Annotated in this window: 13 protein-coding genes; 3 read left to right on the forward strand and 10 right to left on the reverse strand. The window is 40.5% G+C overall.

Annotated features, from left to right (window positions below):
• Positions 1-6: 6 nt before the first annotated feature.
• Genes BVC89_RS13785 through BVC89_RS13805 form a run of 5 tightly spaced genes read right to left on the reverse strand, consistent with a single transcriptional unit; the run spans position 7 to position 5,945 of the window.
• Positions 7-1,740 carry a GMC oxidoreductase gene (locus BVC89_RS13785; RefSeq protein WP_086931741.1) on the reverse strand — a complete coding sequence of 578 codons (1,734 nt, stop codon included), beginning with the start codon at positions 1,738-1,740 and terminating at the stop codon, positions 7-9.
• A gap of 56 nt (positions 1,741-1,796) precedes the next feature.
• Positions 1,797-2,414: a gluconate 2-dehydrogenase subunit 3 family protein gene (locus BVC89_RS13790; RefSeq protein WP_086931742.1), complete on the reverse strand. Its 618-nt coding sequence runs from the start codon at positions 2,412-2,414 to the stop codon at positions 1,797-1,799.
• Positions 2,415-2,430: 16 nt separating this feature from the next.
• Complete coding sequence (locus BVC89_RS13795; RefSeq protein ID WP_086931743.1) at positions 2,431-3,696, reverse strand: MFS transporter; 1,266 nt, start codon at positions 3,694-3,696, stop codon at positions 2,431-2,433.
• A 5-nt stretch (positions 3,697-3,701) separates the two neighbouring features.
• Positions 3,702-4,757: a sugar phosphate isomerase/epimerase family protein gene (locus tag BVC89_RS13800; RefSeq protein ID WP_086931744.1), complete on the reverse strand. Its 1,056-nt coding sequence runs from the start codon at positions 4,755-4,757 to the stop codon at positions 3,702-3,704.
• Positions 4,758-4,775: 18 nt separating this feature from the next.
• On the reverse strand, positions 4,776-5,945 hold the full coding sequence (locus BVC89_RS13805; RefSeq protein ID WP_086931745.1) for a Gfo/Idh/MocA family protein: 1,170 nt from the start codon (positions 5,943-5,945) through the stop codon (positions 4,776-4,778).
• Between the two features lie 306 nt (positions 5,946-6,251).
• Here BVC89_RS13805 and BVC89_RS13810 point away from each other — a divergent pair, with 306 nt between their 5' ends.
• The gene (locus BVC89_RS13810; RefSeq protein WP_245929396.1) at positions 6,252-6,932 is read left to right on the forward strand and encodes an AraC family transcriptional regulator; all 681 of its coding nucleotides are present in this window, start codon (positions 6,252-6,254) and stop codon (positions 6,930-6,932) included.
• A 144-nt stretch (positions 6,933-7,076) separates the two neighbouring features.
• On the opposite strand, the gene BVC89_RS13815 is transcribed toward BVC89_RS13810, so the two are convergent.
• From BVC89_RS13815 to BVC89_RS13830, 4 genes are all read right to left on the reverse strand, one after another.
• A complete protein-coding gene (locus BVC89_RS13815; protein WP_086931747.1) occupies positions 7,077-8,447 on the reverse strand; it encodes a DUF1501 domain-containing protein in 1,371 nt (456 codons plus the stop codon).
• A gap of 23 nt (positions 8,448-8,470) precedes the next feature.
• On the reverse strand, positions 8,471-10,246 hold the full coding sequence (locus BVC89_RS13820) for a DUF1800 domain-containing protein (RefSeq protein WP_086931748.1): 1,776 nt from the start codon (positions 10,244-10,246) through the stop codon (positions 8,471-8,473).
• 850 nt (positions 10,247-11,096) lie between these two features.
• On the reverse strand, positions 11,097-12,560 hold the full coding sequence (locus BVC89_RS13825) for a 2OG-Fe(II) oxygenase (protein ID WP_086931749.1): 1,464 nt from the start codon (positions 12,558-12,560) through the stop codon (positions 11,097-11,099).
• Positions 12,560-13,189 carry an HD domain-containing protein gene (locus BVC89_RS13830; protein ID WP_086931750.1) on the reverse strand — a complete coding sequence of 210 codons (630 nt, stop codon included), beginning with the start codon at positions 13,187-13,189 and terminating at the stop codon, positions 12,560-12,562. The genes BVC89_RS13825 and BVC89_RS13830 overlap by 1 nt, the downstream gene beginning before the upstream one ends.
• A 156-nt stretch (positions 13,190-13,345) precedes the next feature.
• Between BVC89_RS13830 and BVC89_RS13835 the strand changes: the two genes are divergently transcribed.
• The gene (locus tag BVC89_RS13835) at positions 13,346-13,960 is read left to right on the forward strand and encodes a TetR/AcrR family transcriptional regulator (protein WP_086931751.1); all 615 of its coding nucleotides are present in this window, start codon (positions 13,346-13,348) and stop codon (positions 13,958-13,960) included.
• Positions 13,961-14,003: 43 nt separating this feature from the next.
• Complete coding sequence (locus BVC89_RS13840) at positions 14,004-14,561, forward strand: DUF6817 domain-containing protein (protein WP_086931752.1); 558 nt, start codon at positions 14,004-14,006, stop codon at positions 14,559-14,561.
• Positions 14,562-14,599: 38 nt separating this feature from the next.
• Here BVC89_RS13840 and BVC89_RS13845 read toward each other — a convergent pair whose 3' ends face one another.
• Positions 14,600-15,607, reverse strand: coding sequence for an AraC family transcriptional regulator (locus BVC89_RS13845; RefSeq protein WP_086931753.1), 1,008 nt, complete (start codon positions 15,605-15,607; stop codon positions 14,600-14,602).
• Between the last annotated feature and the right edge of the window lie 15 nt (positions 15,608-15,622).

The following is a 15,622-nucleotide window of genomic DNA, read 5'->3' on the forward strand; positions in this document are numbered from 1 at the left end:
TTACCTTTATATTCGTCGTGCTTTGAGTTCTTTTGTGCAGTAATCCACTGCGCGTACTGTCATCGCCATAAATGTCAAAGAAGGGTTAACGACGGCGCTAGAGCAGTAGCTTGAACCATCTGTGACAAACAAATTCGGCACATCGTGACATTGATTAAAGCCATTTAATATTGAATCTTTAGGGTCTTTTCCCATCCTGGCTGTTCCCACTTCATGGATCGCCAGACCGGGATAGGTGGAATCTGTGGAGACATAACTTTCGATATCTTTTAAGCCTGCTTTTTCTAGCATTTCTGTTGCTGTTTGAGCGGCATCTTCCATCATTAAAATTTCGTTCTCAGACCATTTACAATTAATGTGTAGCTGCGGAATACCCCATTTGTCGGTCTTGTTTTTATTTAAAGTTACTTGATTTTCATAGCGAGGTAGCATTTCTCCTTGCGCTGCAAAACGAAACCACCAATCACCAGCTTCGGTTAACTGCTTTTTATAATCGGCACCTATACCTTCATCAAAGCGAGCACCTTGCCAATTGGTTCGATGCGCACCTCCAGCCAGTGCATATCCGCGCACATAGTTTTTACGGTAGCGTCTAGGTTCGTACTGAAAGTTAGGAACATAAATGCCGGTTGGGCGTCTACCCGAGTAATACTCGTCTTTGAACCCATCCATACGGCCTATAGCGCCAGCATTATAATTATGATCCATTAGATAATGACCTAACACACCTGATGAATTGGCGATGCCATTGGGAAAACGTTTAGAAATGGAGTTCAACATAATCTGGGTTGTGCCTAAAGTGGAGGCACAAAGGAAAACTACCTTACCAAAATATTCTCGTGTCGATAAATTTTCGTTATCGATGATACGAACACCTTTAACACGATTATTTTTTTCATCGTAAATCAGGCTGTGTACAACACTGTTGGCAGCGATAGACAAATTGCCAGTTTTAGCAGCAGCGGGAAGGGTTGAGCTTTGCGTGGAAAAGTAGGCACCGAAAGAGCAACCTCTTTGGCACTCGTTTCTGGCGTGACAACGCGATCTTCCTTGTTCAATATGAAGTTGTGTAGGCTCTGTTAAATGAGCAGAGCGTCCAATCGTCATTGTTCGGTCAGGATAATGTGTTTCGACGATTTTTTTCATGTAAAGCTCTGGAGCTGTCATGTCGAACGCAGGTAAAAATTCACCATCTGGTAGCTCAGGTAAATTCTCTGCTGTGCCACTAATACCAACATGTGTTTCCACGTGACGGTACCACTTTTCTAAGTCTTTATAGCGTATTGGCCAATCGATGCCGTAGCCATCTGCTTTGTTGGCGTTAAAATCATAGTCGCTCATACGGTAAGACTGCCGATGCCAGAGTAAAGATTTGCCACCTAATTGATTAGCTCTTACCCATGTGAAATTAGTATTTTTTTCGGTGGTGTAGGGCAGGTCGCGATCGTTACCGAAAAAATGTTTGGTAGCATCATTAAATGCATAGCAGTGTTTCTGTACGGAATATTGCTGATCGACTAGTATATTGTCGACCTTCAATCTGTTAGCAAATTCCCAAGGCCCCTTATTTTCTGTGGTGTAGTCGCGCCGATGTTCTACAATACCGCCGCGTTCAATCATTAAAGTCTTGAATCCGCGTTCGCAAAATTCTTTTGCCGCCCAGCCACCGGTAACTCCCGAACCAATAACTAGAGCGTCGAATTCTTCATTACTCTCTTCTATGTAGCTTACTTTGGTCATTGTTCTAATTCTTATACATTATGTTAAACAAAATACATTGCCTTTAAACACGCACTTTAATAGAAGCCTAAAGAGCCCCATGTTTTATCACCTTCGCGATACGGGATGGAACCTTTGAATCCATCGGGAATAGCTTCGTATTTAAGCACTTTACTTGCACCGATTTCTGATGTGAAATAGCCATAGATAAGTAGGGCTTTTAGAAATTGAAACTTACTTTTATCGGACGCTCTGAAGCCTTTTTTATTTTCTACATCTCTAAGTAAATTCTGCTGTTGATCTTGACTCAAGTTTACAAAGTCGTTGCTATGCTGACGTCGACTGCAGCGTTGAATTTTACGTAGTATGCTGCGGCAATTATTTTGCTGTTCTATCGGATGACAATGGGCTAACTGGTGTTCGATAAAACCATGGCAATCTAGCTGGCTGGCACTTGGAGTGTCTGTTTCCGGTAATATAGCGTCACAGACACTATGTAAGATAGCTCTTTCACTTTGATTAAATACTTGGCCTTTGTCTTCATCAGCCACTAAGCCTTGGCGATAGCGCGCCGCTTCAGAGAGTCCACAGCCGCCTACTAGACTTACTGCGGTGGCAGTTCCCACTAATTTTCCGAGGCGATATAAAAATTCACGTTTCGTTGCATCCTCGACAAGATCATTATTCTTAGACATATTTATTCCTTGTGAGTTATTTAATATTCATGTTAACAGAGCTTGTGGCGTGCTCAGCTTGCGTATCTTCTGATGAAAAAATCTTTGATTTTTTCATCCACCAATAAAAAATAGAAAAGGCAACGATCAAAATAACAGGAAAAATAAAGAGTTTAATTAATACTGCTTGGCCAGTAGCTAATTCCACAGCTTCAGGGCTTAGGTTAAGTGCTTGGGAGTGATTGCGGGCTGTGTCTATCCAACTACCTATAATCGGATTCCAAATACTCACGGCGAATACGCCCAAGCCCCCCATAATAGATAAGCCTAACGGGCCGGTCTTAGGGGTATATTCTGCGACGCAACCAATCATTGTTGGCCAAAAATAAGTAACACCAATCGCAAACAAAATAGCGGAAGGATACACCATAAGCCCCTGTGCTTGGCTTAAGGCAAATATTCCCGCTGCGGCAAAGATGGACGAAGCTAACAAAACACCCACAGGGTTAAGGCGATGTATTAACGGCCCTGCAAAGTAGCGACCGATGGCCATCAACCCAGTGATCATAGCGAGAATAATCATTGGTGATGCACCACTTGCACCAAGAATTCGTTCTATCCATTGTTGGGTACCTAACTCTGTGGTAGCAGTGAGCGTCATACATAATGCCAAGAATAAATAGATAGGCGAAAATAAGTGCTTAAAGTTTAAAACTGTCGAGTGCTCTGCAGCATCAAACTGTGGGAAGGTACTTCTTAGTAATAGGGCACCATAGAGCAAAGTCGGCAGTAAAATGATTCCCACCTGCCATTGCCAGCCTAGGCCCATGCTGGTCATTATTTTTGATAACAGTGCGCCGATCACGATGCCTCCGGGGAACCATACGTGAAAGCGATTTAACATACGGGTTTTTTCCTGAGGATAAAGCTCTGCTACGAGCGGGTTACAACCGGCCTCTACAGCTCCGTTGGCAAACCCTACTAGGAAGGTGGAAATGAGTAATCCCCAAAAGCCATCAGAAATAATGGTAAGTATTAAACCGAGCAAATGACATATAAACGCCAACGAAACAAGCATTCTGGCGCCAAGCATGTTGTAAAGAGCACCTCCAACCATCATTGCCAGAGGAAAGCCCAAAAAGGCCATAGAATTAATCCAGCCCAATTCTGTATCACTTAACCCAAATTGTGTACCCAACTGTCCCAAAATACCTGCCCGGATAGCAAAGGTCATAGACGTGACTGTCAGCGCAATACAACACAAGTTAAATACTTTTAAGCTATTGGTAGAATGATCGTTCATGTGTTTCACCCTATACCCAGTACTTGTTTATTAAGTGCGCTGTCAGCATCAACGCTGGCAAAGTCGTCAAAAGCTTTTTCTGTGGGAGTGATAATATGATCAGCAATAAATTTTGCGCCTTCAGCTGCACCAGTAAGAGGGTGCTTAATACAGCACTCCCATTCCATAACTGCCCAGCCATCGTAGTCATATTGAGTTAACTTACTAAAAATGCCTTTAAAGTCGATTTGTCCGTCACCTAAAGAGCGAAAACGCCCAGGTCGGTCGACCCAACTTTGATAGCCACCATAGACGCCACATTTACCTGAGACATTAAATTCTGCATCCTTAACATGAAAAGCTTTTATTCTGTCGTGGTAAAAGTCGATGAAAGATAAATAATCCAACTGCTGTAAAACAAAATGACTGGGGTCGTACAAAATATTGGCGCGAGGGTGTTGATCTACCGCGTCGAGGAAGCGTTCAAATGTAATGCCGTCGTGTAAGTCTTCGCCTGGATGTAATTCATAGCAGACATTGACCCCTGCGTCATCGAATGCATTAAGTATTGGTAACCAGCGTTCCGCGAGTTCTTCAAATCCTTGTTCCACTAAGCCTGCAGGTCGTTGTGGCCATGGGTAAAATGTTGGCCAGAGTAGGGCACCTGAAAAACTCGCATGATTTTTAAGGCCGAGGTGCTCACTGGCTTTCGCTGCGTAGTACATTTGTTGAATTGCCCACTCGGTACGCGCTTTAGGTTTATTGCGAACATACTCCGGAGCAAAGCCATCAAACATTTTATCGTAGGTGGGATGAACGGCAACCAGCTGACCTTGCAGATGGGTTGATAATTCGGTAATTTCTAGCCCAGCTTGATTGACGATGCCTTTAATTTCATCACAGTAGTCTTTGCTTTGCGCAGCTTTTTGCAAATCTAGGTAGCGGCTATCCCATGAGGGAATTTGAATACCTTTAAAGCCCAGTTGAGCAGCCCAACCACAAATGTCTTCCAGTGTATTAAACGGTGCCTCATCGCCTGCGAATTGTGCGATGAAAATTGCAGGACCTTGTATCTTTTTCATTGACTCACTGCCTTATGGTTAATTATTCGAATCAATATTAATAACATGCCATTTTTGCGAAGATTGGCTTGCTTCTACGGTGTTTTCTATAAATGCCATACCTCTTATGGCTTCCTGTATTCCTGGAACGTCAAATGTGTCATTGTCACTCACTTGTCCTGCTTCAAAAGCTCTAATCTGCGCAGCGAAGTTGACATAAATGTTAGCGAAGGCCTCAAGATAACCTTCCGGGTGGCCGGCGGGAGTGCGCATAGCAGAAGAGGCCGCTTGGCAAAAATCTCCCACACCTGAACGAATAAGTTGAGCGGGTTTGTTGTTATACTTTAACCACAAACTGTTGGGTTCTAATTGGCACCAATCAAGGCTTGCTTTATCGCCATATACTCTTAAGCGCAAGTCGTTTTCATCACCACTGGAAATTTGGCTAGCGAGCAATACGCCGCGAGCGTTGTTATCAAAACGCAGCAATACCATGGCGTCATCGTCCAGTTGTCTATCTGCAACAACAGAACCGAGATCAGCACAAATAGAATGAATCTGTGCGCCGCATACATATTCTGCAAGGTTAGCTGCGTGAACGCCAATATCCCCCACACAACAACTAATGCCTGCTTGTTTAGGATCTAGTCGCCAGCTTGCTTGTTTGCCGTCTTCATTTTCTTTGTTAGCTAGCCAACCTTGAGAATATTCCACAACCACTTTTGTGATATTACCAAGTTCTCCGCTGGCCACTATATGCTTAGCTTGTTTAACCAGCGGATAGCCCGTATAAGTATGTGTTAAACCATACAAGTTACCGCTTTGCACAATAATTTCAGATAGGCTTATCGCCTCTTGTAAATTAAAGGTTGCAGGTTTGTCGCTCAGTACGTGAAAACCACTGAGCAGTGCTTGTTTGGCAATGGGATAATGTAAATGATTCGGCGTGACGATAGCTACGAACTGCATTCTTTCGGCGGCGGGTAAATTTGTTTCACCTGCAAACATTTGCTCGTAACTTTGGTAACATCTCTGTTCGGGTAAATATAATTTGCGCCCTGAGGCTAAACTTTTTGCAGGGTCAGAACTAAAAGCGCCACAGACTAATTCTATTTCGCCATCGATTTGTGCTGCAATGCGATGTACTGCACCAATAAATGCGCCATCTCCGCCGCCAACCATTCCCATACGGATTTTTTTGTTAGACATATTAAGCTGCTATTTATTTTTATAATAATAATTGTGTGAAATGACGCCAATTAGCTAGAAGTTATCTCAAAACCATAATAACGCCATTATCGAGATTGTTTCTATCGATATGTATTTCACTACCTGCAGCCATCCTATACCCATTTAATGTGAAGAGAGTATGAAAAAATCGGCCATTCATTGCAATAAAATCGGCGTTTGTGTTATTTTTGTACACATCAAAAATATTGATTTAAAAGTGCCATGACAGACAGAAGCCATATCACGAGATTCTTAGAGCAAATAGGGGTTAAGCAACTAATCTCGATGTTTGATTTATTACCTGATGTATTATTTTGGATCAAAGATAAGAATAGTTGTATCGTACATGCCAATGAAATTTATATTGAGCGCTTTGGTTTTAAATCCCTAAAAGATATTCAGGGTAAGTCAGACTATGCTTTTTCACCGGCTTATCTAGCGAAGCAATATATTACGGATGATCAAAAAGTGATGGCCGGTGAGTTAGTGACCGAGCGCTTGGAAATGAATACTTCCGATGATGGAGGAATTGCTTGGTTTGTTACATCTAAAAGGCCTGTGTACAACGATATAAGTGAAATTGTTGGTTCGTATGGTATTACTCGTTATCTTGAGCCAAGTGCAAAAATATTATCTGATATCGAAGAAATCAAAGGTCCTGTAGATTTTATTCGGGAAAATTTTCAACACAATATTACAGTGGAACAGCTAGCCCAGCATGCCCATTTATCTGTAAGCGCATTAGAACGACGTTTTCGTAAATACTTGGCAAAAACTCCCAATCAATTTATTAATGAAGTACGCCTGGAAAATTCTCGCCGTTTGATTGTTGATACATCTCTCACTATTTCAGAAATCGCTTATCGCAGCGGCTTTTCCGACCACAGTTATTTCAGTCGACAATTTAAAGCCTTGTTTGATGAGTTACCATCAGAATTAAGATTGGCCATACGCACGCAGGAATAACCTCAACAAAATAGAGTTAAATTAGCCAGGCAAACTTGTTGATGATGTTTTCTTGGTTAATCCAATAGTTCAGGGCGAACTATTGGATTACTTGGTCAATAACACCTTCCATGATCTATTTCATTTGATCAAAACAATCAAGCGCTAGCGCATGAAGCCCAAGTCAACATTATTAAAATTACCTAAATTAGGAAATATTTCTGCAACGTTTGATGCTGATAAGCCGTACCAGCTTGCGAGTGTTGCGGCGTATTGATCGATTGACGTAGTGGGGATTAAGCGACCTCGGCCAGCATCCAGTGATCCGCCAAAATCTAGTTCTGGCATTTCACCATAAATTCTACGACCTCGTACAGCGCCACCCATTACTAACTGATGATTCCCCCAACCATGGTCACTACCACTACCATTACTGCTCAGCGTTCTACCAAAGTCAGCCGCAGTAAATGTGGTTACTTTGTTAGCAACATTAAGTTCTTTCGTTAAATCATAAAAATATTTCAGCCCTTTACTTAAATTAGACAGCAATTCGCTGTGGCGAGAGAGTTGATCATTATGGGTGTCCCAGCCGCCAAGGCTCACAAAAAATATTTGCCGTGACATTTTTAAAGTAGAGCGTGCTGCGATAACTTTAGCAATAGTAGAGAAAGTATCTGTTAATGCCGATGGTTGTGCCGGTTGTGTGGTGAACGTTTGTACTTCATCCAACGCGGCACCGACAGAAACACTTAACTCTTCTGCGCGACGTGCCGTCTTAGCATATTCATTAGCATAAATATTTTGATAAGAATTGGACATCATTTCTTCAAACACTGGAATACGTGCTTCATCTCGACGTCTGTCGCGGTTGAATAAATTCATCCTGCCGACCCCTTTACGGGACATGATATAGGGTTGAGTTCTATTGCCTGACTGAAATAAATTTTGTCCGGCGACAGAAATATTCATGGAGATAGGTGAATCTTGATTATGCGCCATCATCGCGTCAGCCATTTTTCCTGCCCAACCACGGGGTCTGGGAACATCGATATCTAAACTCTGCCAAAATCGTGTTTGATTGTTATGAGAAAATAAAAAGGGCGGTAATTGCTTATTTTTACTGATGAAATTATCACGTGTGATTGGTTCAATCAGCGAGCCGACGTTACCAATAAAACACAAATCTCCATTATTATACAATTCCTGTACTTCTCTCATACTGGGGTGAACCCCATAGGAATTACCATCGGATGCTCTACCTTGTATAGCACGCACTTGTCCTTTAGGAATGGCCAGTGGGCCACGAGCATCAGAGTATTGTTGATACGCGCTGTTATCTGTTGGGATAATTGTATTGTAGCCATCGTTACCACCACCAAGGAATAAACAAACCAGGGCTTTGTAATCATTATTGGACTGGGCGAAGGCGTTCATCATTCCCAGACTTGATAAACTGGCGTAAGCACCTGCGCCTCCAAGTGTGGTTGAAGCGCAAGATTTTAGAAAATCACGTCGTTTTGATTTAAATTGAGACATTAGTATAACCCTTAAATATTCTGTTAACGTTGGTAGGCGAAGTCAGGTGATAAAACGGCAAAAAGTAAGCCTTCTTGCACACGCGTTGTGCCGTTGTCGTTGAGTGGTATTTGGGTAATATAATTAATAATAATATCTCTTGTTTTACGAGACATCTGGCCGGCAAATAAGAATTCATTGAAATGATCAACTAGTGCCGCGGGATCACTCGCCAAAGGTCTTTCATCGTTAAAACGCAATGCGATTTTATTCACGTTAGGATTCGCGTTAACCATATCTGTAACGTAACTGATAAGACGGTTTTGAATGCTGATAGTTTTACCTTCATCATAAAGCTCAAATTCTGGAGAAACGAGACCTCTATCTTCCAGTGCACCGGGTTTTGAAAAGAAGGGTGAGTAGAAATTAAATACTGAAGGCGCTGATAATATTTCCTGACCTAATTCATCGGGGCCTTGGTCGTAGCGGAAGCGATTGTCGGTACCGCGTCCATCAAACGCTCGCCAAATATGCGTTAATTTTAGTACGGGTTCTTTTAGCTTACCGAAATTAGCTCGCTTATAACCCAGAAGTGCTTCACGGTCTAATAGTATTGCTTTAATCGTTGCTTTTAAATCTCCTCTTACACCACTGCCATTATTATTAAATACAGAAGTTACGCGTGCTACGTAAGCGGGTGATGGATTACTGGTAACGAGACGTTGGATGAGTTGTTTACTAATAAAAGGCCCGACATTTGAGTGCTGGAATAAATTGTCGAGAGCCATTTCCAAGTCTTCACGTGCAGTTTGACCTGCTGGTAGTACGGTGCCGTTAAATAACTTTTTCTCGCCCTGATCGTGCATACTTTCATAGGGCACCATAGGTTTTGTATCGGCATTAGGATCATTTGTTTTGGCTCTAGCAAATGTAGCAAATGGGCGTTTGCGGGAAATCGTAACACCGGGATAACTCCACCCTGTAAATACACGGGCAAAAGCGATAACCTCATCCATACTATAGGTAGGAATTACTTTTCCGTTACGTAACTTATTAGTGCCATTCTTATTGAGTTCATTTAGACCGATGGTGAATAGCTGCATAATCTCGCGTGCATAGTTTTCATCAGGTTGTACGTTACCGTCGTCGCTGGCTTTTCGATTACTACGCATATCCAAGTAATCGCCCATGGCAGGGTGTAAGGTAACTTCTTCAAGCAATTCCCTGAAGTTGCCAAATGCATTACGGATCAAGACATCGTGGTAGCTGGTTAAGCCGGTCGTGCGAAAACGTATACTGGTATCTCTTTCTGAGACCACTAATATTTGGCTCAGTGCAAAGGCGACTCTTTGACGAAGCTGATCGTCGCCTCTTATTGCTGTGTTAAACCAAACGTCAGTTCTTAAGCGTTGACGTACTCCCGGATCACTGGCGGGGGTATTGGTGTTATCGATTAATCTACTAACAGGTCGGGTTTGATAGCTAGGCGATTCATTGAATTGCTCCTCCAGCCACGTCTCATAGGTCGTTGCCATAAGAGCATCAACTTCTTCTGCCTTAGGGCCAAAGGTGGTACGCATTAAAAATCTGACGGCATCTTCTTTGGTTGCTGCTTTAACAAGCTCGTCATTTGCTGCCGCTGCATTGACAGCCGAATTATTGGATGCAGCCGCCAGTAATGTAGGCTTTATTGAAGGTAATGATGGCACCGACGGATCGGGTGGAGCATTAGCAGTATTCACCTCCGTCGCGTAAGAAATTGAGCCGAAAAGTACAAAAATCGAAGTGCAACTTTTGAATAATAGTTTAATTTTAGTCATAGTTTTTGGCTTGATTTATTGATGAGTTAGATTTTAAAAAACAAATACATTATTTTTCACTGATAGTGTCCTCCATTATGAAAAGAAACATCTCCTTGGATAATTAGCTATTAAAAAATAACTAAGTGCAATCAAATGCTATGACAGTAGTTTTATATAAGCAAAACAGTTAACAATACTTAACGTCTTAGTGAGTACTGTATCAAATTCGCATAATCTAAATGCTTTAATAAAACAATAGGGTGCCATCAATTTTGATTTTTATAAATTATTAGATAATTACTAGATATGTTAAGAATAAAATTATTTTTTATTAATTATATCTGCTTTATAAAGTGCGTATTGTTAAGTGCATCTTAATAACAGCAATAGGGTGCATATGGCCTTTTATTTAATAAATTTTTTTGTGTAAAAAAATCTGACACTATGTTTTGTTTTTTTAGTTTATATTTATTTTATCGTTTTATTTGTGCTAAAAATTAATGTTAACAAGTATTAAGTAATTGTTAATATAATCTATTTCTATAGATCTAATCTGTTTAAGTGTGTTAAATAATTATTTATTTTGTCTTAAACTAAACAGTAAGATATTTTGTTAAAAATTGTGAATCTACAAAAGCGAAAGTTTTAATGCATTTAACTACTCAATGTGAAATGCATTAATATAAGATTAAGCATTTGCTATATTCATGCATATATGACGGTTTATACGAGATAGAAGTATTATGTTAATATTGTAGGGCTTTGTATTTTCTTAAATTTGGTTTTTTGGCGTGAAAAGTAAGGTGTGGCACTTTAATCGGGAATTTACTATTTCGCGATGGATAGAAGTAGAAAAGCATTCTCTCTTTCACAGGCATATTTTGACTATAGTACCGCTATATGATGAAGAAATTAGCTCATCTTTATTTATGAGTGTTAGAGAAGTTGCGAAATCATCGTGAGTATAAAGTTCCCGCACGTTATTTAGTTTTATATCAGATAAGAGCACCTTATTATCTTCGCCACAGCTTATGATGCCGTTATCGTTTGTAACTATGTCTCTCACAATCCCCTTATGTAATTGTTGTGTGTTTTTTATCACCAAATCTTTAGTACTCAGTTGATGAACTCTTCCTTTCTCGTCTCCTATAAAAATATCGTCTTTATAGATTTTCATACATCTGAGCGCGCAGCTTAGTTGTTGACTAGAGATTAGTTCCCCTGTTGCAATATTGATAATATTGACGACTCCGCCTGCATCACAACTGATAAAACTTTTTCCATCTCGATCAACTAATGACCAGCACCATTGCCTGTGATATTTGAATGATGACACTTGTTTTTGCTCTTGCCACATTCTAATAATGCCATCGGAGCCCGAAGTAAGAATATTTTTATTATCCAACGCGATAACGTCTAATACGCTAGGATGTAGAGTGTTAATTTTCCAGTCGAGTTGATACTGGCTATTCTTCTTTTTCCATTTTGTCATATAACCATCTCTTGAAATGGCGTAGAGATTTTTATTTACATCAACGGCTAAGTTAAAAATCGAGTTTTTATGCTGCCTTAAAGTTTGTAGACATTTTAGTTGTCTATCCCATAATTTTATACTTTTGTCCCTTGATGCTGAGGCAAATACATTTTTATCAACTGCGAGAGTATTCCATATATAGCCTTTATGTTGCGATGATGTATTCTCTATAGAATTCTTGTTGATACACTGCTTGTATATAAAATCACTTCTGAGAATATACTTACTACCTTGGGTTACTGTATTGCCGCTATGCCAAATGCCGTGATCAAAAATAGCCACATCACCAACTTCTGGAGTGTAGCTAGCTAATAATTTTTCCCCGTACTGATCTTGATAAAATGTGGTTGCACCTCCTTTAAATTCATTGGTGCAATTTAAATATAATAAAAATGTTAATTTTGATTGATGATTGTCATCTTGATAAAAGACACCATCTCGATGAATCGAGAATTGTTCTCCGCGAGAGTATCGACAATAACGCAAACGTGGGTTAAGGCCGTTGGGAGTGTATTCTTGGTCTATAATCTTAAGTTTTTTAGGTAAGAATGTTTGACACCTTTTATAAAGAATATTGGCAAGTAAGGGATCATCTTTTTCAATTCGACTATTATTTCTATAACTTGTGGGATACTTATGGTGAGCGCTGGCAAAACCGTGTTTGATCGCTTGCTTTTTAAGGTTTTGGCACTCTTCTGGTGTAAATAAACCTTTTACAATAAGGCATGTTTCTTTCAGCTGAGGTAAGAGATCAACTACTGAGAGAGCTGTATTTGTAGCAGGGACGCACAGTGTCATTATAGATTCTCCAATTCATTGATAATGTTGACTCGTGCTTTGTGTTCCAATTGATCACCAAGTAATGATGTTTGATAGATACTTTTTTTGGCAAGAGTTTTTGTTAAAAACCTACGTCGTCCTATTTTGTACTTAAAATTAGAGACGGTGTATTCTAAACGGCATTGCTTACTATAGTTTTCATACAACTCTGGTGTTGCCCCAAGAATTGAGAGATCACAGTCTACGAAAAGCGCACAGTCTGAATTTTCTTTTACGAGATGATCTTTAGTGCTTAATATCATCTGACGAGTGTTTTCGATAAGCTCCGGTGACAGCGCTAATTCCGACAATGCTCGGGTAGCAAGCTGTGCACTGAGAACTTCGTTTTTTTGTCCACGTCCTTGAATAAAATCGTGAAACCAGCTAGCAAAAAACACGCTATGCCATTGTGAAAAATAGCTTCTATGTGCCTTGGCAATATCGAGCACCTGCTTAATATGCGCAAGGTTATGATAGCTTCTTTGCGGATTTTCATAGGCATTACACAGTGTGTTAAACCATCTTTGAGCGCACCCTTTGTGCTCTGATAGCTCACCACAAAGGCTTATCCATTCATCTCTTAGTTCTGCTTTTATCGCTTGTTGCATTGGCTCAATACCTAAGTACAAGTGGCCTTAAGACGTATAAATTGGTCGTTTAACCAATTTATACGTCTTTGGGTCTTTGCTGTCAAGGTATTTTGGGCATATAACCAATTTACTGTGGTAAGATAGATCTAAAATTTTTTATTGAGAGTAAATGTTATGCCTCGTCCCTCGAACAAGGCTCAGCGTCGTTTAGAAATTGTACAGGCGCTGCTGCGAGTAATGGCTAAATGTGGCTATGAAAGCGCTTCTATTCAACTGATTGCCAAAGAAGCAGAACTTCGCAGTGGTCTCATTCATTATCATTTCAAAACCAAGCAAGAGATTTTTATAGAGCTTATTAAGTACTTGGATGAAAAAGCTCAGCATCGCTATTGCTCTTTGGCAGAGCAGGCAGATACACCTAAAGCGCGTATTGAAGCCTATATCGATGCTGCCTTGGGTATGGGAAAAGGCGCGGATCAAGATGCTGTGGTGGCTTGGGTGATCGTCGGCTCGGAGTCAATAAGACAGAAAGAAATTCAGGCTCACTACCAGATAATTGTGGCAAAAAATAAACGTCAATTAATCAGTTTATTCCAAGCCTACGCTCAGCATAGTCAACAAGAGTACTCTGAAGAACTCCTGGAGCATGTTACGGGTATTGCTCTTGCTGCCATCGCTGGAGCTTATCAGTTAGCCGTCACCACCAAAGAGGTAATGCCACAAAACTACGCAGCACAAATTCTTAAGTCGACTATATTTGCTTTGCTTGAACAGCGAGAGACTATTTAAATTATAAGAAAGAGCCTAGGGTATAAACAAAATAAGGTAAAAAATGACAAATCAAAAATTTAATCAGCTTGCAGAACTAGGCGCCGGAGAGTTTGAACATCTTGACGGTACTTTAACCGAGCACTTATTAGGCACGAAGCAATTGTTGCAACAATGGGGTGCATCTTCAGTGTTACAAGATGCGGGGCTATACCATGCTGCTTATGGAACAGCAGGATTCGATGAGAATTTTGTTGGCACCGACCAGCGAAATACAATTGCGGTTATTATTGGTAAACAAGCAGAAGAAATTGTTTATCAATACTGTGCCTGCGACCGTGAATATTATTTCACTAGAATAGGTGTTGAGGATAATCCGCTTTTTAAAAATCGATTCACTGGCGAGCACTATCATTTGCCTTTTGCAATGGTGAAAAATTTTTGTGAATTAACCGCGGCTAACGAAACCGAAATTGCCATTGATAATCCCGCCTTTATTGCCGAACATGGTAAAGGCATTAGTAAACTGTTAGCTCAAATGACACCTTATTTAAGTGTAAATGCCATATCAAAATACCAAGAGGTTTTTGACAACTACGATCTTAACATTCAAGATAACTAGGGCTTTGTTATGTCAATATATAAAAGTAGCGTATAAATTTATTTCTTCGCTCGATACTCCACCGGCGCTTTTCCTGTCCAGCTGCGAAAAGCACGCCTAAAATTGCTAAGGTCACTGTATCCCAGAAGTAGGGCAATATCTTCTAATTTGAGATTTGAAGTACTTAGGTATTCAATGGCTAATTTTTTGCGTACATTATTTAGTATTTCTTGATATGATGTATTGAACGTTTTAAGTGCACGGCGCAGACTACTTTCACTCATGTTGAAATGAGAAGAAATCTCTTTTATCGAAGGATATTCGCCTGGTGTTTGCGCTAATTGTGCGCGTACTTGTTCGGCAATGCCTCCCGGCTCTTCATCTTCGGCAATTAATTTTTCACAGTGCTGAATTGCCATTTTAGTGGCCGCGGGATTGCGTAGGGGAAGAGGGCGCTTAAGGTCTGAAATAGGCCAAATAATGCGATTATATGTTTGTTCAAATTTTATCGGACAGCGAAAATGTGCATGATAACGCTGTATATACTCAGGCGCTGGATAGCTGAAATGAACCTCTTTGGGGCTTATGTTATCCCCTAAATAACGGCGCAGCATGCCCACTACACCACCTAGATCTTCTTCTATCAAAAAACGCTCCTTGCCACAGGCCTTGTATAGTGGCATTGATTGGAGACTGAATTCAGATGCTCCCTGGTTGACAATATTATTAGTTAAGCGTGTTGCTGCGCGATTATAGCGTTGGCCAACAATTAAAGAGTCCCACAAGTTGTCACAGCTTATGACAGCGTAGCCCATCATACCCCAGTCGCTAATATTAAGCTCTTGGGCAATAGTGATGCCAAGACTATGGTCTTGGCTAATCGCATAAGCATTATCGATAATCTTTAAAGCATCACTATAGGATATGCGTGTATCTTGATTTGCCAAATCTGACAAATGGAGATCGAGCTCATGTACGAGGCCCTCTGTGTCTAAACCTTTGTTATCAAATACTCTGACCACAAGGTTAAACATAAATGGTGCGATGCATTTTTTATCAATACTCATTTATTATTCTTCTAA

Origin of the sequence: Agarilytica rhodophyticola (genome assembly GCF_002157225.2) — a bacterium.
In the GTDB taxonomy this organism is placed as follows: Bacteria; Pseudomonadota; Gammaproteobacteria; order Pseudomonadales; family Cellvibrionaceae; genus Agarilytica; species Agarilytica rhodophyticola.